The sequence below is a fragment of the Polaribacter sp. genome (assembly GCF_965660385.1).
Classification (GTDB): domain Bacteria; phylum Bacteroidota; class Bacteroidia; order Flavobacteriales; family Flavobacteriaceae; genus Polaribacter.
Genome location: NZ_CBFHZT010000003.1, coordinates 51,875 through 72,832 on the forward strand (window position 1 = coordinate 51,875; position 20,958 = coordinate 72,832).

Genomic DNA, 20,958 nt, shown 5'->3' on the forward strand with positions numbered 1-20,958 from the left:
AATACAAAAAAAATAAAAATGTTTAAAAATTATATAAAAATAGCTTGGAGAAATTTATTAAAAAATAAAGTGTATTCTTTAATCAATATTCTTGGTTTAGCCATAGGAATGACAGCTACAATTTTGATTGCACTTTGGATAAACGATGAGTTGAGTCATGATGATTATTTTGAAAATAAAGCAACAATTGCGCAAGTTTGGCAGCATCAAACTATAAATGGTCAAACAGGAACTTCTCCTGCAATTCCTAGACCTTTAGAATTTGCATTAAGAAAAGATTATAAAGACAATTTTAAACATCTCATTATGTCTTCTTGGAATCAAAGTAGATACCTGCAACATGGGGATATTAATTTAAGTTTTAATGGTTATTTTATGCAAGAAGGAGCTTCTAATATGTTGCAACTTAAAGTTATTAAAGGATCAAAAGAAGGCGTAAAAGATAAAAAATCAATTATGCTTTCATCGTCTGCTGCGAAAGCATTGTTTAATAATGAGAATCCTATTGGTAAAATTATTAAGTTAGATAATAGAGACGACTTATCTATTATTTCGGTTTATGAGGATTTACCAGAAAGTTCTTCTTTTTATGATTTGCAGTTTTTAGCTTCTTGGGATTTTTATGCAACTGCTCATCAATGGGTAGAGAGTTCTAAAACACAATGGGGTAACAATTCGTTTCAATTATTTGCAGAAATCAATGAAAATACCACAATGGAGGCTGTTAATGCCAAAATTGTAGATGTAAAAAAGAATGCAGATCAAGATGTTGCTATATTTAACCCACAAATATTCTTATTGCCAATGAAAGATTGGTATTTGCGTTCTAATTATGAGAATGGAGTGCAAACTGGTGGTAGAATAGAAAATGTTTGGCTCTTTGGTATTATTGGGGTTTTTGTTTTGTTGTTAGCATGTATCAACTTTGTAAATTTAAGTACTGCTAGGTCAGAAAAAAGAGCCACAGAAGTTGGTATTCGTAAATCTATTGGTTCTAAAAGAGGCCAACTAATTGCGCAATTTTTAAGTGAATCTTTTTTAATTGTGTTCTTATCTTTTGTGGTTTCTATTGGTTTAGTACTTTTATTTTTAAATGGATTTAATGATTTAGCCAGTAAAAAAATTGAGTTTCCTTGGTTGGACATTAGTTTTTGGTCAATATCATTAATTTTTATTATAATCACATCACTTTTAGCAGGTAGTTATCCCGCTTTATATTTATCTTCTTTTAATCCAGTAACCGTATTAAAAGGTACTTTTAAAACAGGACGATATGCTTCTTTACCTAGAAAAATCTTAGTAGTTACCCAATTTGCAGTTTCTATTGCTTTAATTATTGGTACTATGATAGTTATTAATCAAATTGATTATGCAAAAAACAGACCTATAGGTTATGAAAAAGAAGGGTTAATACAAATACCAACATTTAGTCAAGATTTTAATGGAAAAACAGATGCGATTAGAAACCAGTTTTTAGAATCAAGAGCTGTAGTTCAAATGGCTACCACTAGTAGTCCAACAACTCAAGTTTGGTCTAACAGAAGTGGTTATATCTGGGATGGAAAACCAGAAGGTTTTCAAGAAGATTTTGCGCACACTTCTGTTTCTTATGATTTTGTGGAAACTTTAGGATTAAAAGTTATTGAAGGTAGAAGTTTTTCAAGAGATTTCGCTTCAGATTCTACAGCAGTAATTTTAAACAAAACAGCTGTGGAGTATATGGGACTTACAAATCCAATTGGAAAACTAATTAGAGATGATAGTGAAAATAACCCTGCACCAACTTTAAAAATTATTGGTGTTATAGATGATATGATTGTACAATCTCCTTACACACCAGTTAAACAAGCTATGTACGTTTTTGATGCTGATGGAAACTTTAGTTATTACAATTTAAGATTGAATCCAGAAAAAAGTGTAAGTACAAATTTAGAAGTTGTAGAAAGCGTTTTTAAAGCTAACTTTCCTAATTTGCCTTTTACTTATCAATTTGTAGACGAGGAGTATGGGCGTAAATTTAGGGCTGAAGAAAGGGTGGCTAACCTATCTAAAGTATTTACCATTTTAGCAATTTTTATAAGTTGTTTAGGTTTGTTTGGCTTGGCTTCTTTTGTGGCAGAGCAGCGTACTAAAGAGATTGGAGTGCGTAAAACATTAGGAGCATCTGTTGGTCAAATATGGTTGTTACTCTCAAAAGATTTCTTAAAATTAGTCCTTATTTCACTCATTATTGGTTCGCCAATCGCTTATTATATGATGACAAAATGGTTGCAGAAATTTCCTTACAGAACCAATATTTCTTGGTCAGTTTTTGTAATTGCTTGTTCAGGGGCACTTCTTATTACTTTGCTTACTGTAAGCTACCAAGCTATAAAATCAGCAATAACAAACCCAGTGGAATCTTTAAGAACTGAGTAAATTCTTTTTGAGGTTCTTTAATTAAGAACCTTTTAGATGGTAGAATTGTATAATCTTAATAAATAAAAATGATAAAAATTTTTCTTTTTGGTAGTCTTTTAATGATGTCACTTTTCACATTTTCTCAAAATAAGGATGTAAAAACTTACACTTTAGAGGAGTGTATTGAAATAGGAGTAGCTAATAATTTGAGTTTAAAATCAGCTAAAAACTCTGAAAAATCAGCAAAAATAAATTTTAAACAAGCAAAGGCTAATTTATTACCTAATTTAAACGGAAGCTTTAATGTTGGTGTAAACAATGGTAGAAGTATAGACCCTTTTACCAATGATTTTATCAATCAACAATTAACCTTTTCAAGTGCAAATTTAAGTTTGAATGCAACTATTTTTAATGGTTTTAGACTGCTGAATTCGTTAAAACAACAAAAACTAAATTTACAAGCATCAAACCTTGAAGTAGCAGAAGAAAAACAAAATTTAATTTTAAACATAACCCTAGCCTATTTACAGGTTTTAAACAGTCAAGATGTATTGAGTTTAAATGAGCAGCGTTTAATGGTTACTAATAATCAACTTAAAATTCAAAAAGATTTATTTGATGAAGGAAGAGAAAATCCTGCAGATTACACAGATTTATTAGGGCAAAAAGCATCAGATGAAACTTCTATCTTATCAGCTAAAATAGCATTGAATAATGCAAAACTGAACTTAAGTACCTTATTAAATATAAAAGATGATGTAGCTATCAATACTGATGGTTTACTGTTAAGTGTAAAAAAATATAAATTTACATCAAATCAAGTATATCATGATGCCCTACAAAGTTTAGCAACTTTTAAAGCACGTGAATTACGAGTTGAAGCTGCTAAACAATCTGTACATGTTGCAAAAGCTCAATATATTCCAGAAATATCTTTATTTGGCCAACTAAATACTAATTATTCTAGTGCAGCCCAAACGTTTTCTGAAACAGGAACATCTGTTGTAGAAACTGGAGATTTTATTACCATTAATAATCAAAACTACAACGTAAAAACAAATCAAACTTCTTTTCAAGCCAATCCAATTAATTATTTAAATCAATTAGACAACAACTTAAATTCAGTAATTGGTGTGTCGTTAAGAGTGCCAATTTTCAATGGGTTTAGAGCAAAAAATAATGTTGCTTTAGAAAAAGTTAGGGTAGAGGAATCGTTAATTGCTTTAGAACAGACTCAATTTGAGATACAAAATGCTATACAACAAGTACATTTTGATATGGAAGCCGCATTTTTAAGATATCAAAGTTTACAAAAACAGGTAGCCGCTTTTCAAAAATCTTTTGAAATCAATAAAACACGTTTTAACAATGGCGTTTCTAATTTCTTAGCATACATTACAAGTAAAAATAATTTAGAGAATGCTAAAATTAATTTATCAATTGCAAAATATGATTATTTTTTAAGAGTTAAAGTACTAGAATATTATAGGGGACAAACAATTTAGATTGGCACTATTATTTTTTTTAATTTATTTAAAATTTTGTTAAAAATTTTATGCTAGATGTTAATTGTTTAACGTTTTTATATATTTGTTAAACAATAAATGCCTGAACTATGAAAAACCTACCGACAAAATTTTTTCTTCTAGTAGTGATATTTTTCATTCCTTTATCAGTACAAACCCAAAATTTTCAAGGAAAAGCCACATATATGTCTAAATCTAAAATGAATTTAGGTAGTTGGGGCGCAAGAATGAGTGAAGAACAAAAAAAGCAGGTTGCAGCTCGTTTAAAAAATAGATTAGAAAAAACATATACGCTTACCTTTAATATGCAAGAATCTATGTTTTTAGAAGAGGAAAAAATAGATGCAATCTCTGGTGCTACAGATTCTTGGGGAGGCTATTTTTCTAGAGGAGATCAGTACAAAAATGTAAAAGAAGCTACCTTAACTCAAAGTCAAGAATTTTACGGTAAACGTTTTTTAATCAAAGATAATTTATACAAAATTGATTGGAAAATGGGCACAGAAACTAAGAAAATTGGTAATTATACCTGTTACAAAGCCAAGGCATTTGTACCAACTTCAGAACTAAAATGGTTTAGTTTTTCTTGGAGTGATTTAAGAAAAAAAGAGAACGATAATGAATCAGGTGATGAGAACCCTGAAGAAAACATGACTGTTGTAGAAGCTTGGTACTCTCCACAAATACCTGTAGCTCAAGGACCAGCAGAATTTTGGGGCTTACCAGGTTTAATATTAGAAGTTAGTGCAGATAATACTACATTATTATGTACAGAATTGGTTTTAAATCCGCAAGAAAAAGTAAAAATTGTAGCTCCAGAAAAAGGTACAGAAACTACCAAAGATAGCTATGTATCCATAGTGCAAGAAAAAATGTTAGAAATGCGTAACAATAGAATGAGTAGAAGAAGAGGACGCTAAAATTTCTAAATATTCCCCCGAAAAAACTTCAATTGATGTATTATTAGTTGAGGTTTTTTGCTGCTCTAAATTTTAACTTATTTATAAATGCTTGTACTTTATAGTAGTATTATATTATAATTTATAGAATATTCTTAACATAAAGGATAAAGTAAAGTATTACAAATTTCCTACTTTTTGTTGATATATAAATACTAAGTCAACAATTTTAGGGGCTAATCTTAAAAAAGATAAACTATTATTTTGCCTATTAACATTACTTTTTTACTATTTATCGATAGTAAAATTTAGACCATCAATTTATAGCCTTTTCTAAATCTAGTTCTTTTTACATTTGTCAAGAAATCTTAGATTGTTACATATCTCATGATTTTAGTAAATAGTTTTTTTTAAAAAAAGTAAATTGTAACGCTATGTTTTGTAATTTGAAATGATTTTAATTAACCAAAAACCCCATATAATGAAACCCTCAATAATTTCTTTTTTAGTTAGTATTTTATTTTTATTTATTTTAGGGAGTTGTAGTTTTTCTGAACCTGAAGAAAGAATCAATTTTGAAGAATCTGGTGCAGTACTATCAATTCCTGATGATTTTGACTTTAGTACATACCATGATGTAAAAATTAATATTGTTGACAATGGTAATTATGCAAAATATGATATTTATGCATTTTCAGATGAATTATATGATGCTGGTACAGAAACTTTTGAAAACGAATCTGGAGAAACTGTTACAGAAACTGTTTATAAATCAGATGTTTTAGAAAAACTAATCTTTTCTGGAGTTGCTAAAAATGGTACTTTACAACAAACCATCAACCTACCTAAATTTTATAATAAAGTTTACATCCGTAGAAATGAAAGCCTACAATTTACCTCTACTATTAAAGAAATTATAAATCAAGAAGTAAATTACAATGCAGTAGAAGCTAAAACTTTAGTAAAATCTAGCAGTTTTAAAAATGCAACAGATTATTTATATTGTGTAAATGGATCAGGACAATTATTTCAAGTTGATCCTTTAACAGGTTCACTTACAGATTTATCTCAAATGCCAATGGGGAGTTATACATGTGCAATTGATCAAGAAAAAAAAGAACTATATTCTATTGGTAGAAAAAGCCCTCATCCCTTAATGAAATATTCAATAGAAAATGATGCTTGGGAAACTATTGCAGATCTTGGCATTGGTGGTCCCAGATTAGATTATAATAAAAATGATGGATTACTTTATTTTTCTAAAAGTGATAAATTATACACATTTAATCCAGAAAATGGGGCAAATTTAAATACTTGGGATATTGTTGGGCTTGATATTAAAGGTGGTGGTGATTTAGCTTTCGCAGAAGATGGAACCTTATATTTATGTTCATTTTCTGGATTGTATAGATTAGAGTTAGATGCAAATAACGTTTACCAAAGCACACGAATAAGCGCAGATAATTTACCTTTTCAACCAACTTCTATGACCTTTGACTCAAATCAAGATCTATGGTTGTCAAATAGTGCGTCTTCTAGTGACTTAATTATTATGGACACGCAAACTGGTGGTTGGCAGTATCAATATGGAATTAATGCAAACAACAATACAGATTTTGGAAGAACCATAAACGATTTAACTACGTTTAGAGTTTTTCCTGATAATGTAAGTCAAACAGATTCTGATGGTGATGGAATTTTAGATCAAGATGATGCTTACCCAGATGATGCAGAAATTGCTTTCGAGTTTTTTACGCCAAGTAAATATGGAAAAGGTACAGTTTCTTTTGAAGATTTATGGCCAACTACAGGAGATTACGACTTTAATGATGCAGCTTTAACTTACCAAGCTATTGCTTTGTTAAACTCAGATAACTTAGCAGTTCAGTTAGATTTTACGTGTAACATTAAAGCAAATGGCGCAGGTATTACCAATGGTATTGGTTTCCAGATAGAAGGCTTATCACCTTCAGATATAGCAAGTGTAACAGGTTCTGTTTTATCTCAAAGTTTTATTACACTAAATGAAAACGGAACAGAGGCAAACCAAGAAAAAGCAGTAATTATTTTAGCTGATGATGTAGATAATATTTTAAATGAAACTAAAATTTCAATTCGTTTTGCAACACCAATTAGTACTGCAAAACTTGGTGTAGCACCTTTTAACCCTTTCTTAATTGTAAATAGTGATCGAGAAAAAGAAATACACTTGCCCTATGCAAACCCTACAAGTTTAGGTAAAAAGAGTACAACATTTGATGGCACTAATAAAGATTCTGATGGAAATTATATCTCAGATAATGGATACCCTTGGGCAATAAGTATTATTCATGATTTTAAAGTTCCAAAAGAAAAAGTAGCAATTACTGATGCCTATAATTACTTCAGTGTTTGGGCAGAATCTGGAGGTGTAGACTATAAGGATTGGTATACAGATAAATCTGGAAATAGAAATGTAGAACTTATTGGTAAATAGCACATACAACTATGTTTTAGGGAACCACTATTTTAGGATATGATATGTTTCTAGTTTATTTAAATAATAATAATTTAAAGTCATAAACAGTAGTGTAAAAAGCTTTTCATGTAAAAGATAATCCATTTTTATAGAGCTAAACTGTTAGAAGAAAAGTAATAAAAATCGACAATAATTATCAGTACCTATACTGACACCTAAAAATATAAAACCCTGTAAATAAAGTATTTACAGGGTTAAAAGTGGAGACGCCGAGAATCGAACTCGGGTCCAAACAAGCAGCAAATTGGCTTTCTACATATTTAGTTCTTTCTTAGTTTTCGATGTAAAGCTGGTTAAGAACAACCCACTAAACACTTAGCTTCTTTAATTTCGGAAATATAACGAAGCAATACATTTCCTATGTTTATTTTTACGATGCCCAAAAGTGAAACGCCATAAACCAAGGCTTTTCGTGGACATAAAGCTTGCTCACCTAGTGAGCCGAGGCTAATCTTACTGTAATTCAGATTATGCAGCTAAAGCGTAGTTATCTTCGCCGTTTATAAAGTTGAAATAAGTTTTACAAGAATAATTTCATTCCTTGATATGCTTACAAATTCTCTGACCTTGCTGTCAAAACCAGTCGTCCCCTTAATGAGATTGCAAAACTCGTTTTACGTAATCGAATTAATCCCAAATTTATTTCGGGAACTCATCCGTTCTCATTCTATCTATTTCAATGAACACAAATATAGTATCAAAAATAATACCAATTTGGGCGTTACTTTTTGCCAAAAGCATTTGGCAATAAAGTCAGGCTTTACGTTATATCTTTTTTGCAGAAAAAGCAAAAAAGGATGCCACTTCAATCCTTAACGCAATTGCAAAAGTATAAAAAAATACCCTTGTTAATCTCTTTAAATTCCAATATCTTCGAGCAAATATTATACCACGTGTGCTAAATTTTATTTAGCGTTAAAAAAACAATAAATATGAAATTCGGAATTATCAAAGAACGCAAAAATCCACCAGACAAAAGAGTTGTTTTTTCACCTTTAAAATTACAAGAGTTTCAAAATCAGTATCCTAATGCCTCACTAAAAGTAGAAACTTCAGATATTCGAGTTTTTTCAGATGAAGCATATCAACAAGCAGGTATAGAAATTACTGAAAATATGGCAGATTGTGATGTGCTTCTTGGCGTAAAAGAAGTGCCAATTGATGCATTACTACCGAATAAAAAGTATTTTTTCTTTAGTCACACCATTAAAAAACAACCTTACAATCGCGATTTGTTAAAAGCTATTTTAGCAAAAAACATCGAATTGTACGATCATGAAACGATTACCAAAGAAAACGGATTACGTTTAATTGGGTTTGGAAGATATGCAGGTATTGTAGGGGCTTACAATGGTTTTAAAGCAATAGGGTTAAAGAATAAAAATTTTAATTTACCCAAAGCAGAAACTTTAGATAGCCAAAAAGAGTTAATTACCGAATTAAAAAAAATCACTTTGCCAAAAGGCTTTAAAATTTTGCTAACAGGTAATGGAAAAGTAGCTTACGGTGCTAAAGAAATGCTAGATGCCATGAATATTAAACAAGTTACTGTAGACGAGTTTTTATCAAATAATTATGATGAAACTGTGTATTGTTTGGCAGATGTTTTAGATTATAACAAACGTAAAGATGGTCAGGTTTTAGATAATTTCGACTTTTACGATAATCCTAAAAACTATGAATCTAACTTTTTTAGATTTGCAAAAGTGACCGACTTTTTTATTGCTGGGCATTTTTTTGGGGATGGATCTCCATATTTATTCACTAGAGAAGATGCAAAACACCCAGACTTTAAAATTAAATTTGTAGCTGATATTTCTTGTGATATTGATGGTCCTGTAGCATCAACTATTCGCCCTTCTACAATTGCAGACCCTATTTATGGGTATCACCCAGAAAAAGAATCTGAAGTTGCTTATACAGATGAAAAGGCAATAACTGTTATGGCTGTAGATAATTTACCTTGTGAATTACCTAAAGATGCTAGCGAAGGTTTTGGGGAAATGTTTCTAGAAAATGTGATTCCTGCTTTTTTTAACAATGATAAAGACGGAGTTTTAGAACGTGCAAAAATGACAGAAAATGGAAAATTAACCAAACGTTTTTCTTATTTACAAGATTACGTAGACGGAAAAGAATAAGTTTGTTAGTTGTTAGTTGTTAGTTGTTAGTTGTTAGTTGTTAGTTGTTAGTTGTTAGTGGAAAATAAGCATCAATTTTTAGTAGAGTTAGCAAAAGCTAAAATGCCTTTTGGAAAATTTCAAGGTCGGTTTTTAATAGACTTACCCGAACATTATATTGTGTGGTATAAAAACAAAGGATTTCCTAATGGAAAATTAGGAAAACAAATGGAGTTGGTTTACGAACTTAAATTAAATGGATTAGAAGACATCATAAAGAAAATTCAAAAAGAGTATACTTAAATTATAGGCTTTCTAAAAAATACATATATTTACTCTTAATCTAATAAATTATCAAAATTAATTATGATTTTAAAATATGTGTATTTTGGATTTGCAGTGCTGGGGCTTTTTCTGTTTTTCTTCATCCTAAAAAAAATCTTTAAAAAATTACAGGCAAAATTAGATACCTTAGATCGAAACGTTTTATTCAGAAATAAAGAAGTTGCCAAACTCTTTCGGTTTATAACGCCAAGAAGAGAAAAACATATTTTAAAATTTGCGACCAGAACGTTAAGAATAGCAATAGGATTGCTGTTTTTAGTTATTTACTTGCCTTTTGTATTTAGTTTTATACCAGAAACACAAGAAGTTGCAGATACTATTTTTGAATATGTAATGAAACCTGTTCATTTTTTGGTGGGTGGTTTTTTGGACTTTTTACCTGGTTTCTTTTTTATTCTTGTTATTATTTTTCTTACAAAATATTTATTGAAATTTCTGAAATATCTAACAATAGAACTTGAAAAAGAAGCCGTTCGTTTAGAAGGTTTTCATGCAGATTGGGCAAAACCTACTTTTAATTTAGTGCGCATTGTAATCATTGCGTTTGCTGCGATTATTTGTTTTCCTTACATACCAGGTTCAGGCTCAGATGCTTTTAAAGGGGTTTCTATTTTTTTTGGTGTTTTGTTCTCTTTAGGCTCAACATCAGCAATTTCTAACATTGTTGCAGGTATTGTAATTACGTATATGCGACCATTTAAATTAGGTGATCGTGTAGAAATTGGAGACACTATTGGTGATGTTACAGAACGTAGTTTGTTAGTAACCCGAGTAAGAACTATTAAAAATTTAGATATCACCATTCCTAATTCTTCCATTTTAGGCAATCATATTATCAATTTTAGTAAAAATGCAGCCGAAAAAACGGGTGTTATTTTACATACTTCTGTAACTATTGGTTATGATGTACCAAGTGGAGATGTGATTAAGGCATTAATAAAAGGTGCTAAAAACACAGAAATGATTTTAGAAAAACCAGAACCTTTTGTATTGGTAAAAAGCTTAGATGATTTTTATATCAACTACGAAATCAATTGTCACACCAAAAATCCAGAAAAAGGAGCTGTAATTTATTCTTATTTACATGAAAATATTAAAAATGAATTACATGAAGCAGGAATCGAAATTTTATCACCTCACTATAATGCTGTACGAGATGGAAACGATTTAACAGTACCACCAAAAAATAAACCTAAAGATTACAAAAAGCCGGGTTTTCAAATTGGTGATTTTAAAATAGGGGGGTAACTATTTTTTGATTTCTAAACGTTGGTAGCCTAAAAAAAGTATATATAAAAATGACCCAAAACTAAAGGTGATAAACCAAGTTTTTATATCATTTGTGCTTACTAAACTTTGCTTTATCACTTTTAATGGAGATGTAAAAAAATCCCAAGAATTGAGTCTTAAAAACCTGCCAAGGTATATGCCAAAGCCACACAAATACGTAGCTAATATTGAAAATAAGTTTGCTAATTTTGAATTCCATTTTTGTTGTATTATTTTATGAATATCTAATAATGAGGTGATTGCTAAAAATATTCCTGTTAATGAAAATGAGAAAAGTATAAAAATATCCAACCAAACTAGGTTTTCAACTGAATGCTGTAAGTGAATAAAATCTGTAATGATATAAGGTGCATTTGGTAAAAATAAGAGCCAAACAAAAAGCGCAAGTATTAGTTTAAATTTTGATGTTTTTTGAATTCGTTTGTTTAAAGTTTTAGAAATTAAATATGGAATAAAGGCCAAGAATAAATTCCAAATTAGAAATACCATATACAATGAATTTGTAATTTTTATTCTTAAAATCAATAATAACAAACAAAAAAAGGTTGCTAATAAAAGGTAGCTTGTAGAAGTATTAAATAGATTTTTCATTTGTAATTAATTTATTTTCAATTAGTAATGTTGTGATTATACCCAAAGTATAAGCAACTAAATCAGCAATACTAAAAGAAGTTCCTAAAATAAGTTGTAATAGCTTTTTATAAGCTAAAGGATACCACTTTTGAAGATTTAATAATTGTAAAAATTCTATTGTATACGCCAACAATAAAACAAAAATTGCCACTTTTATGTCATTTATTTTAAAAATACTTTTAATAAAACTATAGATTAGTATTACACATAAATAATCACCAAAAGTGTGCCTAATAAAACCTGTTGCATATGCAGCAATGCTTATTTCAGATAGTAATAGTATTAGAAAAATTATAAAATATTTTAAATTGAATTGTATCCTCATTTTTTAATTTATTAGAAGAGTAAAACCTCAGAATAATGAAATAGAGTCTTGCTCTAATCAATTAATTGCGAACTTATTTTTTTATTTATATTATCTGGTTTACATAACCAAACCCAAGATTGCATCAACCCAAAAAAAACTGGAATAAAGAACATAAATGCGATTGTTTCAAAATCAGAAGCTATGATTATTGATAAAAAAAATAGAAATACAGCAATAGTGTAAAAAGGAAAATATCGTTTAAAAATCAGTTTTTTATCACTCTTTATTCCTCCAAACCAAAAGAAAGGCATAATTGTACATAAAATGATTAGTGACCATAAAATGAAGATTATGATTATTGACAAAAATATATATGGAGTCATTCCAATATCAAATCCATCATAGATGATACAAGACCATATAATTACTGTGGTTATTGCTGTTAATTTTACAATTGTAATTCCTACATTATTTGAATTCTCCATTATTGAATTTTAAAATTATCAAATACGAATTCTTGCCAAGAATTATTCTTTAAATCTCTGAGGTAATTTTTGTGTTTTATATTGATTTTTACAGCTAATTGGTTTGTAATCTTATGTTTTTCAACATAATCTTTTAATAAAAAAGTATTGTTATGAGATAAATCTATAAGGTAATTTAAATCTAATTGTTCAGCATAATTAATATTGTAAAAGGTTATTATTTTATCCCAATTTAAGGTGCATGAAATTATAAGTACAGCAAAAGCAATTTGTAAATTTTTTCGAAATAAAAACCATAAATTTTTTATCTTAATTACTTTAACATAAGTGGTTATTAATCCTATTGCTGTAAATAATAAAAAGAATACCACACCAATTCTCTTGTAAGTTAAACCAAACGAATGTAGATATTCGATGTTTTTTATAGCTGTGATGCAAATCATCAATAGGTTTAAAAAAATCCATATAAATGTCAATTTTTTCAGAATCGTATTGCTTTCGCTAAAGTTGATATTTCCTCTAAAAAAATAAAGAATAATTGCAATAGCTAATACAATAGAAATGATTAGCGCATTAACACCCGTATGCACTTGTTCAGAGAGTTGTGGTGCACTCATTTGATGAATTTCAGACAAATACAAAACATCTGTTACTAAAAACAATACAATTAAAATATTTAGAGCAACTAAAAGAACCACACCTAGGTGAATTTCACTTTTTATTTTTTTGATGTTGATAAATTCTAAACTTTCTTTTTTTAATTCATTTTTGGTCTGAAAATCTAAACTTGTTGTAGGCTCAATGGTTATAGGATGTGTGATATTGTAAAATAAATAATACCCTAAACCTGTAAATAACATCCATTGAAAGTTGGTAAAACTAAAATTTATTCGAGATAGTAGGGCATCAAATTTTGGGTTCCCAGTTTTATATAAGTTGACAAATATTAAAACGATAATTAACGGAATTCCTATAATTTTAATCCAATAGAAATAGTTTGTTTTTTTCCTTTTGATGTTTTTCGTTTCGGTATGTAGTTTCTCGAAATACAATGTAAATACAGCTACAAGTGTGGTATAGATTCCATTGATCCAATTGATATATAAAGACGATTTTTTTTCGTGAAAACTACCAACTAAGGTGAAAAATAAAAGCAGATTTGTGATGATTGTTAAAGTAGAGTGGTATAAAAATATAGCAACTCCAGTAATAAAAAATGCAACGCTTTTTAATAAAATATCACTTTTAGAAAACCATTTATGATTTTGGATAGCTAACAGAATAATGGTAATTATTGAAAAAAGTAGAAAGTTGATTCCAATATTTTGTTGATAAAATAAAAGGCTAAATAATAAAGATGGAATAATGATGATAAGGTTATTCCATTTCCCAAATTTTTCTTGTTGTTGGTTGGTTGTTTCCATAGTTATTGAATTTGTAGTATTTGTTGTGTATTAAAAATGGTTTCTCTTATTTCTTGAAAAGAAAAGTGAAGTAAATTCCTGTAGTTAAAATGATGGAATTGATTACAATTTTTACCTAATTGATAAGACTTTATGTAATATTTGTAATATTCAGGTAGTAAAAATGACCCAATGATGAGTACGCCTAATAAGTATGGACTTCGTTTTCCGTTTCCAAAACAAACAAATTGCAAAGCAATTTCATCTTCAACTGATGTTCCATAACCTGTTAATAAATGATAAAAATCGTGTCTTTCTACTTTTGGTAATAATTCAAAATTATTTTCAAATAATAGTTTGCCTAAATGATACCCCAAACTATCAGTAGGATAGGTTAGGAGCTCCTTGGCACTAATATTCCAAGGTTTCTTGTTTTTAAATTTGATGTACATTCTTTGTGAATGTTCAAACAGCCAATAGATGATTTTCTTTATCATATTAAAGTACTTTGTAATTCAAAGTAATAGTGTAAAAAAATATTTTTATTTGTTTTTAATCAGTTTTTCGAGTGCATCAATATGCTTTTTAAATTCTTTTTTTCCCAATTTTGTAGCAATATATTTAGTATTTGGTTTTCTACCTATAAATTGTTTTTCTACTCTAATAAATTCAACTTTTTCTAAAGCTTTAGTGTGGCTTGCTAAATTACCATCAGTTGCTCCTAATAACTCTTTTAAGGTATTAAAATCTGCATGTTCATTTACCATTAAAACAGACATAATTCCCAGTCGTATTCTATGATCAAATGCTTTGTTGATATTTAAAATTATATTCTTCAATTACTGTATTTACAATGTAAAAATACGCTATTTTCTGTCATATTTATAGTACATAGCAGCCCCTAAATAATATGCATAAATCCAAAACCTAGCACCCAAAACCAAAATCCATAAGCAGGATAGAGTGCGCATATTAGTCCTAATACAATTTGAGTATACCCTAAATATTTAATATCCCCTAAAGTATATTTTGATGCATTCAAAAGTGCTAAACCATAAAATAACAACATTAAAGCGCCAGTTTGCCCGTATTTTTGCTGACTTAAAATGATTAGGGTGTAAATTCCCCCAGCAATCAAAGGCACAATAAAACTAAATAAAAGCCTTTTGGTTAATGCATCCCAAATTTTTTCATCATTCTTTTTGGCTTTTTTTGTTGTTAAAAAAATACCAGTGCCAATACTCAACACACCCACAATTAATAAGTCTAAAATTACAAACCTAAAAATGTTACTATCTATAACAACATATTCATCGCCTTTTAAAGAAAATAACCAATATGCTGCAGCAGCACCAATTAAAGCATAAATGCCAGCTAAAATACCAGACAAACCACTTAAAGATATAAATCGAGATGATTTACTCATGAGTGTTTTAATTTCTGATAGGTCTTTTAAATAATCTTTTGAATTCATATAAAGAACTTTGAAAGGCAAAGTAAGTATTTATTTTTTAGTTATACAAATTATTTTTTTTAAAAAATAAAAACTTGATGTTGTGGTCTTTAACTTAAGGAAAAGGGGTTTTTATTTTGATTTTTAAAAATTAATAATTATATTTTAAACAAATTGTTGTCATTAAAAAATTATAAAAAGTAAGTATTCATCTAAAAATATAATTATGAAAAAAATATGTATTGCCTTAGATACAAGCCCATCTGCAGAAAAAGTAGCAAAAATAGGATTTAATTATGCACAATTGCTAAAATCAGAAGTTGTATTGATTCATGTAGTTAATCACATTGGAGTTTATGTAAATAGTTATAACCCGATAATGAATTATAATGGGTTTTTAATAAATAGAGATATTGAGATTGTAGAAAGTTTAGAAAAAGAAGCAATAAAATTTCTTGAATCTACAGCAAATTTTTTAGGAGAACCATCAACAGAAATAAAGGTTTTAAATGGTGATCCAGAGCATCAAATTCTAACTTTTGTTGAAGAATATAATGCAGATCTTTTAGTAATAGGTACACATAGTCACAGCTTTTTAGAAGATGTATTAATGGGTAATATTGCTGCTCAAATTGTAAAAAACGCTAAAACACCAATTTTAGTAATCCCTGTTAAAGGTTGATAAATAAAAAGAAAATAAAACCTTGCATTACTTAAAATTTATTTGATAGTAACTCCATAAGTAATGTGCGCAATACCTAAAATAAAAAGCGATGAATACCAATAGCTTGGTATTAATATTGTTATAATACCCAAAAGCAAACAAACACCAGTTAATATCAATAAATCTTTACGTTTTTTATTTTTATTCAGAAATATTAAAAGCCCGTACAACAATAAAAAAGTAGGGGTAAGGATGTCAATAAAGCCCAAGTTGAAGAGTAATAAAAGTAAAATAAAAATACCCAGAAAACTAAAAAACATGAACCAAAACAATTTTTTTGTTTTGGCGTTCCATAGTTGATATTCAAGCTTTTTTGCCTTTCTTTTACCTTTAAAATATAAAGCGAAACCAGAAAGCAGAAAGGTGAAAAAGGTAATGATAACCACTAATACTTCCATAAGTTTAGATGATGACATTCCAAAGACATTGTCATCAATTAAAAAACCATCGAGGATATTTTTTATACAATAAGCAGCAATTAAAAGATAGATGCCAATTTGAATGCTTGCATTTCCTTTTAAAGAAAAATTAATTTCAAGATTATCTTGTTTACTCATAAATTATGTAACTTTCGCTAATATACAAAAAAATGAAACCTGCTGAAGCCTACATTTTAAATCAACCAGAACCTTTTAAGTCTATTTTGTTGCATTTACAAATTTTAATAGAAAGTACTTTTACTGAAGTAGATTTGCAGTTTAAATGGAAAATTCCTTTTTATTATTTAGATGATAAACCCTTTTGTTACTTGAATCCGTCTAAAAAGAAAGGCTATGTAGATGTAGCATTTTGGGTATCTGCACATTTAACAAAATACAACGAATACTTAATTACTGAAAATAGAAAAGTAGTAAAATCTTTGCGATATTTTAAACTAGAAGACATTAATGAAGATATTTTATTGACCGTTTTAAAAGATGCGCATCAATTGAAAGATAAAGGGTTTTATAAAAAAAATAGATAATATGTGGGTAAATAACCATGATAAATACTGATATATTCAGACCTTTTAGGTTTTAATAACCTGAAAGGTGTTGTGTAAGTAAATAGTAACATATTACAAGATTATTGTGTCTTAATCTTAAAACGCAAAGCACTTTCTTTATTGATGTATAAGGTTAAATCTGAATTTCTATTTGGGTTTATTATGTTTAAAGTAGTAATTCCATTTTTAGTGGTAATGATTGGTTTTTGCGAATATCGATTGCCTTTAAGTGTATAGAATATGATGTTTTCAGTATTTAGATTTTTAAATTTTAATACGATATTTTCAGATGATTTTAGGGTGATAATTCCAGATTTAGGTGTAAGAAGTTCAGTGTTTCGTTGTAAAAAAGAATCATCATAAATTGGTTGCTTGTAAAATTCTTGAAGTGTCATTCTGCCAAAACGCAACACCCAAATGCTATCATCAGGAAAGTGAGTTTTAAAGATTTTGGTTTTTGGCATATCAAAAAAATAGTTGTTAAATTGGCGAATCCATTTTCCATTTCTCTCAAATCCAGCAGCCCAAGTGGCATCTAAAATCACCCATTTTTCATTGAGCTTAACTGCATTCCAAGCGTGGTTTGTGGTGTTTGGTATTTGTCCAATTTCTCTGGCACTATTTCTAACATAACCTTTTATCACCTGCGATTCAATGCCTAATAAATCACATATTTTTTTGAAAGATTGTGCATATTCTTCACAAACACCAGTTTTATTGCGAAATGTTGTTTCAACTAATTTGTCTTTTATAGCCTGTAATTTTTGTACTTTTTCAGCTTCAGATGAATAGCGAAAACTGTAATAACGTTGCTTAGGATTGTAATATTCCTTAAGATTATAACGTATGTTTTTAGCCAACCAAAAAAAGGCGGCTCTTGCTTTTTCAGCATCCAAAGTAAAATCGTTGTCTATTTGTTTTGCCAATTCTTCTACATTAGAAAACCTAGGATAGTTTAAAACTTTAGCATCTACTTTATCATAGTTTTGTGAAAAGAGCGCTGTAGATATAAACAAAAAAAACAAAACTTGTTTCATAGTAAAGTGTTAAAGAACTTTATAAACCAAATATTGTACCCTTTTTTGTGAATTGAAAAGAAACCCTTCTGTTTTTTAAAACCTAAAGGGTTTGCATATTTTTTTTGCATATTGAGTAAGTGCGTTAGGGATTGCAATGGCATCCTTTTTTCTTTTTCAGAAAAAAGATATAATGGAAAGCCCGTTAAAACGCCCAAATTATTATTTGTTTTAAAATGTTGGAATGAGTTCTTTTATAAACTATTAATGGTTTTACGAATGGCAACTAAATTACTTAATAGACTTTCTAAATTATCCAAATGTAACATGTTAGCTCCATCTGATTTTGCGTTTGCAGGGTCAAAATGCGTTTCTATAAATAAACCATCCACATTATTTACCACTCCAGCTCTAGCAATGGTTTCTATCATTTCTGGTCGTCCACCAGTAACACCCGCAGTTTGATTGGGTTGTTGTAAAGAATGCGTAACGTCTAAAACAGTGGGTGCAAATTGGCGCATTTCTGGGATGCCTCTAAAGTCTACAATCATATCTTGGTAGCCAAACATGGTGCCTCTATCTGTAATCCAAGCCTTGTCAGAACCTGCATCTTTTACTTTTTGTACGGCGTGTTTCATGGCAGCAGGACTCATAAATTGTCCTTTTTTTAAATTAACAACTTTACCTGTTTTTGCAGCAGCCACGACTAAATCTGTTTGACGAACTAAAAAAGCAGGAATTTGTAAAACATCTACATATTCTGCAGCTTTTGTAGCATCAGCAACTTCATGAATATCTGTAACTGTTGGTACGTTAAAAGTTTCAGAAACTTTACGTAAAATTTTCAGTGCTTTTTCATCTCCAATTCCTGTAAAACTATCAATTCTGCTTCGGTTTGCTTTTTTAAAACTTCCTTTAAAAATATAAGGTATTTGTAATTTATCAGTAATTGTAATTACCTTCTCAGCAATTCTTAATGCCATTTCTTCTCCTTCAATAGCACAAGGGCCGCAAAGTAAAAAGAAATTATTAGCGTTAGTGTGTTTTATATTCGGAATTTCAGATAGTATCATTTGATATAAATTTACACAAAAATACAGAAAAATTGAACGATAAAGATGTTGTGTTTTTTTAAGATGATGAAATTAATTTAAACCCTTTTAATTAAGTATATTTAGGGCAGAAAAAATATAAAGCCAAAATGAAATCATTAAAAATAATTACATTAATAATAGTATTTGTACTAACCAGTTGTAAAATTGTTCAAAAAGGAGCTGATGGAAAAGATGGGGTAGCAGGAATATCATCAAAAGAAATTACCAAAGCAAAAACGGTTGAACCTTCTTTTTTTATTGATTCTACAACAGTAAGAAAACATTTGTATACGCTAGCTGCTGATGATATGGAAGGTAGAAAAGCTGGAACCTCTGGTATTGAAAAAGCGGCAAAATATATTGAAAGTGAGTTTAAAAGAATTGGTTTAACCACTTTCGAAAATTTAGATTCGTACAGACAAACTTTTAATTTTACACCCAGAAGAAGTAAAGAAGAAATTACTTCTGCCAATATTATTGGTGTTTTAGAGGGAAAAAGTAAAAAAGATGAATATGTAATTATTTCTGCACATTACGATCATTTAGGAAACCAAGGTAAAGGAGAAGACAAAATTTATAATGGTGCCAATGATGATGCTTCTGGGGTAACTGGTGTTTTGGCTTTAGCAGAATATTTTAAAAAAGTGGGGAATGAAAGAACTATTGTTTTTGCAGCGTTTACTGCAGAAGAAATGGGTTTAATTGGCTCTACTTACTTTGGTAAAGGTATTGATGCTGATAAATTTGTAGCTGGTATTAATTTAGAAATGATTGGTAAAATACCAAGTTTTGGCCCAAATACAGCTTGGTTAACAGGTTTTGAGCGTTCTGATTTTGGTAAAATTGTTCAAAAGAATTTAGAAGGTTCTGGGTATCAATTGTTTCCTGATCCTTATAAAAAATTCAATTTATTTTTTAGATCAGATAATGCTTCTTTAGCGCGTTTGGGCGTACCTTCTCATACGTTTTCTACAACTCCAATTGATGTTGATAAAGATTATCATAAAGTTTCTGATGAAGCTGAAACTTTAAATATGACTGTGGTAACACAAACTATACAGGCAGTAGCTAAAGGCACAAAAAGTATTATTGATGGTATAGATACACCAACTAGAGTAGTGATTGAAGAAGAAAAAAGATAAAAAATGAAAACGTTAAAGTTTTTCTTTTTGTTTTTGTTGATGGGTTGTTCATCATCAAAAGTTATTATAGATTATGATACTAAAATTAACTTTACACAATTTACAACTTATAATTTTTACAGCGATATTGGTAAAGGATTGAATGAGTTTGATGCAAAAAGAGTTGTAAAATGGTTAAACTTTGAACTTCAAGAAAAGGGCTTTTCTGAAACCGAAAATCCTGATTTTTACATTAATGTAATTGCTGAATTTTCTAAAGCGCAAAATAATACCATAGGCATTGGTATTGGATCTGGTACTAATAATGGAGGTTTTAATATTTCTGGTGGAATACCAATTGGTGGTGAAAAATTACAGGAGAAATTTAGTATTGAATTTGTAAATGCAAAAACCAACGAAATTATTTGGGTAGGAGTATTAAATTCTGTGGTAAAAGAAAATAGAAAACCTGAAATAAAAGAAGCTCATTTTCAAGAAATTATCAAAAAGATTTTAGAAAAATATCCACCGAAATAAAAACTTACTTCATAAATATTAGCGTAAACTTAAAAAATGTAACTTGATTTTAACGCGGGTTCTACTTAAAAAATAGGGTTTAGAAGCTAGTTACTTTTTTAT

General features: G+C 29.2%; 21 protein-coding genes and 1 other RNA gene. 11 read left to right on the forward strand and 11 right to left on the reverse strand.

The genetic code is table 11. The annotated features are described in order from the left end of the window. Window positions 1-18: 18 nt before the first annotated feature. The 4 genes from ACTG3V_RS01680 (at window position 19) to ACTG3V_RS01695 (ending at window position 7,301) form a co-directional block, all read left to right on the forward strand. A complete protein-coding gene (locus tag ACTG3V_RS01680; protein ID WP_439130389.1) occupies window positions 19-2,418 on the forward strand; it encodes an ABC transporter permease in 2,400 nt (799 codons plus the stop codon). Window positions 2,419-2,486: 68 nt separating this feature from the next. Continuing rightward, window positions 2,487-3,905: a TolC family protein gene (locus ACTG3V_RS01685; protein WP_439130390.1), complete on the forward strand. Its 1,419-nt coding sequence runs from the start codon at window positions 2,487-2,489 to the stop codon at window positions 3,903-3,905. A gap of 110 nt (window positions 3,906-4,015) precedes the next feature. Then, on the forward strand, window positions 4,016-4,846 hold the full coding sequence (locus ACTG3V_RS01690; RefSeq protein WP_439130391.1) for a GLPGLI family protein: 831 nt from the start codon (window positions 4,016-4,018) through the stop codon (window positions 4,844-4,846). 460 nt (window positions 4,847-5,306) lie between these two features. After that, entirely contained in the window at window positions 5,307-7,301 is a 1,995-nt protein-coding gene (locus ACTG3V_RS01695) for an LruC domain-containing protein (RefSeq protein WP_439130392.1), read from the forward strand. A gap of 240 nt (window positions 7,302-7,541) precedes the next feature. Here the strand turns inward: ACTG3V_RS01695 and ssrA are convergent. Continuing rightward, window positions 7,542-7,934: a transfer-messenger RNA gene (ssrA, locus tag ACTG3V_RS01700) on the reverse strand. Between the two features lie 341 nt (window positions 7,935-8,275). Here ssrA and ACTG3V_RS01705 point away from each other — a divergent pair. The 3 genes from ACTG3V_RS01705 to ACTG3V_RS01715 all read left to right on the forward strand — a co-directional run bounded on the left by ACTG3V_RS01705 (window position 8,276) and on the right by ACTG3V_RS01715 (window position 11,056). Next, entirely contained in the window at window positions 8,276-9,484 is a 1,209-nt protein-coding gene (locus ACTG3V_RS01705; protein WP_439130393.1) for an NAD(P)-dependent oxidoreductase, read from the forward strand. Window positions 9,485-9,541: 57 nt separating this feature from the next. Then, window positions 9,542-9,766: a DUF3820 family protein gene (locus tag ACTG3V_RS01710; protein ID WP_439130394.1), complete on the forward strand. Its 225-nt coding sequence runs from the start codon at window positions 9,542-9,544 to the stop codon at window positions 9,764-9,766. A gap of 63 nt (window positions 9,767-9,829) precedes the next feature. Next, window positions 9,830-11,056 carry a mechanosensitive ion channel family protein gene (locus ACTG3V_RS01715; protein ID WP_439130395.1) on the forward strand — a complete coding sequence of 409 codons (1,227 nt, stop codon included), beginning with the start codon at window positions 9,830-9,832 and terminating at the stop codon, window positions 11,054-11,056. Here the strand turns inward: ACTG3V_RS01715 and ACTG3V_RS01720 are convergent, their stop codons facing one another. The 7 genes from ACTG3V_RS01720 to ACTG3V_RS01750 form a co-directional block, all read right to left on the reverse strand. Then, on the reverse strand, window positions 11,057-11,689 hold the full coding sequence (locus ACTG3V_RS01720) for a DUF1361 domain-containing protein (protein ID WP_439130396.1): 633 nt from the start codon (window positions 11,687-11,689) through the stop codon (window positions 11,057-11,059). It abuts the gene before it with no gap. Further along, window positions 11,673-12,056 (reverse strand): DUF2809 domain-containing protein, encoded by a 384-nt coding sequence (locus ACTG3V_RS01725; RefSeq protein WP_439130397.1) that lies wholly within the window; start codon window positions 12,054-12,056, stop codon window positions 11,673-11,675. Before ACTG3V_RS01725 ends, ACTG3V_RS01720 begins: the two co-directional genes overlap by 17 nt. 53 nt (window positions 12,057-12,109) lie before the next feature. Next, window positions 12,110-12,523, reverse strand: coding sequence for a hypothetical protein (locus ACTG3V_RS01730; RefSeq protein ID WP_439130398.1), 414 nt, complete (start codon window positions 12,521-12,523; stop codon window positions 12,110-12,112). Beyond that, the gene (locus ACTG3V_RS01735) at window positions 12,523-13,947 is read right to left on the reverse strand and encodes a DUF4153 domain-containing protein (protein ID WP_439130399.1); all 1,425 of its coding nucleotides are present in this window, start codon (window positions 13,945-13,947) and stop codon (window positions 12,523-12,525) included. Before ACTG3V_RS01735 ends, ACTG3V_RS01730 begins: the two co-directional genes overlap by 1 nt. 2 nt (window positions 13,948-13,949) lie before the next feature. Next, entirely contained in the window at window positions 13,950-14,423 is a 474-nt protein-coding gene (locus tag ACTG3V_RS01740; RefSeq protein ID WP_439130400.1) for a Coq4 family protein, read from the reverse strand. A 45-nt stretch (window positions 14,424-14,468) separates the two neighbouring features. After that, window positions 14,469-14,765 (reverse strand): winged helix-turn-helix domain-containing protein, encoded by a 297-nt coding sequence (locus tag ACTG3V_RS01745; protein ID WP_439130401.1) that lies wholly within the window; start codon window positions 14,763-14,765, stop codon window positions 14,469-14,471. A 62-nt stretch (window positions 14,766-14,827) separates the two neighbouring features. Next, complete coding sequence (locus tag ACTG3V_RS01750) at window positions 14,828-15,400, reverse strand: hypothetical protein (protein WP_439130402.1); 573 nt, start codon at window positions 15,398-15,400, stop codon at window positions 14,828-14,830. Window positions 15,401-15,605: 205 nt separating this feature from the next. Between ACTG3V_RS01750 and ACTG3V_RS01755 the strand changes: the two genes are divergently transcribed. Continuing rightward, a complete protein-coding gene (locus ACTG3V_RS01755; protein WP_439130403.1) occupies window positions 15,606-16,061 on the forward strand; it encodes a universal stress protein in 456 nt (151 codons plus the stop codon). A 38-nt stretch (window positions 16,062-16,099) separates the two neighbouring features. Here the strand turns inward: ACTG3V_RS01755 and ACTG3V_RS01760 are convergent, their stop codons facing one another. Then, window positions 16,100-16,660 carry a hypothetical protein gene (locus ACTG3V_RS01760; protein WP_439130404.1) on the reverse strand — a complete coding sequence of 187 codons (561 nt, stop codon included), beginning with the start codon at window positions 16,658-16,660 and terminating at the stop codon, window positions 16,100-16,102. A 32-nt stretch (window positions 16,661-16,692) separates the two neighbouring features. On the opposite strand from ACTG3V_RS01760, the gene ACTG3V_RS01765 reads away from it, so the two are divergent. After that, a complete protein-coding gene (locus tag ACTG3V_RS01765) occupies window positions 16,693-17,067 on the forward strand; it encodes a DUF1801 domain-containing protein (protein ID WP_439130405.1) in 375 nt (124 codons plus the stop codon). A 101-nt stretch (window positions 17,068-17,168) separates the two neighbouring features. On the opposite strand, the gene ACTG3V_RS01770 is transcribed toward ACTG3V_RS01765, so the two are convergent. Both ACTG3V_RS01770 and kdsA read right to left on the reverse strand, forming a co-directional pair. After that, on the reverse strand, window positions 17,169-18,125 hold the full coding sequence (locus ACTG3V_RS01770; protein WP_439130406.1) for a transglutaminase domain-containing protein: 957 nt from the start codon (window positions 18,123-18,125) through the stop codon (window positions 17,169-17,171). Window positions 18,126-18,358: 233 nt separating this feature from the next. Then, a complete protein-coding gene (kdsA, locus tag ACTG3V_RS01775; protein WP_439130407.1) occupies window positions 18,359-19,177 on the reverse strand; it encodes a 3-deoxy-8-phosphooctulonate synthase in 819 nt (272 codons plus the stop codon). Window positions 19,178-19,305: 128 nt separating this feature from the next. Between kdsA and ACTG3V_RS01780 the strand changes: the two genes are divergently transcribed. Together ACTG3V_RS01780 and ACTG3V_RS01785 are read left to right on the forward strand one after the other, a co-directional pair. Next, the gene (locus tag ACTG3V_RS01780; protein ID WP_439130408.1) at window positions 19,306-20,340 is read left to right on the forward strand and encodes a M28 family peptidase; all 1,035 of its coding nucleotides are present in this window, start codon (window positions 19,306-19,308) and stop codon (window positions 20,338-20,340) included. Between the two features lie 3 nt (window positions 20,341-20,343). Next, the gene (locus tag ACTG3V_RS01785) at window positions 20,344-20,856 is read left to right on the forward strand and encodes a DUF4136 domain-containing protein (RefSeq protein ID WP_439130409.1); all 513 of its coding nucleotides are present in this window, start codon (window positions 20,344-20,346) and stop codon (window positions 20,854-20,856) included. Window positions 20,857-20,958 lie beyond the last annotated feature (102 nt).

What these genes read in the sequence shown, in the direction of transcription:
- ACTG3V_RS01680 (WP_439130389.1), top strand. Translation starts at nt 19, where the DNA reads ATGTTTAAAAATTATATAAAAATAGCTTGGAGAAATTTATTAAAAAAT.
- ACTG3V_RS01685 (WP_439130390.1), top strand. Translation starts at nt 2,487, where the DNA reads ATGATAAAAATTTTTCTTTTTGGTAGTCTTTTAATGATGTCACTTTTC.
- ACTG3V_RS01690 (WP_439130391.1), top strand. Translation starts at nt 4,016, where the DNA reads ATGAAAAACCTACCGACAAAATTTTTTCTTCTAGTAGTGATATTTTTC.
- ACTG3V_RS01695 (WP_439130392.1), top strand. Translation starts at nt 5,307, where the DNA reads ATGAAACCCTCAATAATTTCTTTTTTAGTTAGTATTTTATTTTTATTT.
- ACTG3V_RS01705 (WP_439130393.1), top strand. Translation starts at nt 8,276, where the DNA reads ATGAAATTCGGAATTATCAAAGAACGCAAAAATCCACCAGACAAAAGA.
- ACTG3V_RS01715 (WP_439130395.1), top strand. Translation starts at nt 9,830, where the DNA reads ATGATTTTAAAATATGTGTATTTTGGATTTGCAGTGCTGGGGCTTTTT.
- ACTG3V_RS01720 (WP_439130396.1), bottom strand. Translation starts at nt 11,689, where the DNA reads ATGAAAAATCTATTTAATACTTCTACAAGCTACCTTTTATTAGCAACC.
- ACTG3V_RS01725 (WP_439130397.1), bottom strand. Translation starts at nt 12,056, where the DNA reads ATGAGGATACAATTCAATTTAAAATATTTTATAATTTTTCTAATACTA.
- ACTG3V_RS01730 (WP_439130398.1), bottom strand. Translation starts at nt 12,523, where the DNA reads ATGGAGAATTCAAATAATGTAGGAATTACAATTGTAAAATTAACAGCA.
- ACTG3V_RS01735 (WP_439130399.1), bottom strand. Translation starts at nt 13,947, where the DNA reads ATGGAAACAACCAACCAACAACAAGAAAAATTTGGGAAATGGAATAAC.
- ACTG3V_RS01740 (WP_439130400.1), bottom strand. Translation starts at nt 14,423, where the DNA reads ATGATAAAGAAAATCATCTATTGGCTGTTTGAACATTCACAAAGAATG.
- ACTG3V_RS01750 (WP_439130402.1), bottom strand. Translation starts at nt 15,400, where the DNA reads ATGAATTCAAAAGATTATTTAAAAGACCTATCAGAAATTAAAACACTC.
- ACTG3V_RS01755 (WP_439130403.1), top strand. Translation starts at nt 15,606, where the DNA reads ATGAAAAAAATATGTATTGCCTTAGATACAAGCCCATCTGCAGAAAAA.
- ACTG3V_RS01760 (WP_439130404.1), bottom strand. Translation starts at nt 16,660, where the DNA reads ATGAGTAAACAAGATAATCTTGAAATTAATTTTTCTTTAAAAGGAAAT.
- ACTG3V_RS01765 (WP_439130405.1), top strand. Translation starts at nt 16,693, where the DNA reads ATGAAACCTGCTGAAGCCTACATTTTAAATCAACCAGAACCTTTTAAG.
- ACTG3V_RS01770 (WP_439130406.1), bottom strand. Translation starts at nt 18,125, where the DNA reads ATGAAACAAGTTTTGTTTTTTTTGTTTATATCTACAGCGCTCTTTTCA.
- kdsA (WP_439130407.1), bottom strand. Translation starts at nt 19,177, where the DNA reads ATGATACTATCTGAAATTCCGAATATAAAACACACTAACGCTAATAAT.
- ACTG3V_RS01780 (WP_439130408.1), top strand. Translation starts at nt 19,306, where the DNA reads ATGAAATCATTAAAAATAATTACATTAATAATAGTATTTGTACTAACC.
- ACTG3V_RS01785 (WP_439130409.1), top strand. Translation starts at nt 20,344, where the DNA reads ATGAAAACGTTAAAGTTTTTCTTTTTGTTTTTGTTGATGGGTTGTTCA.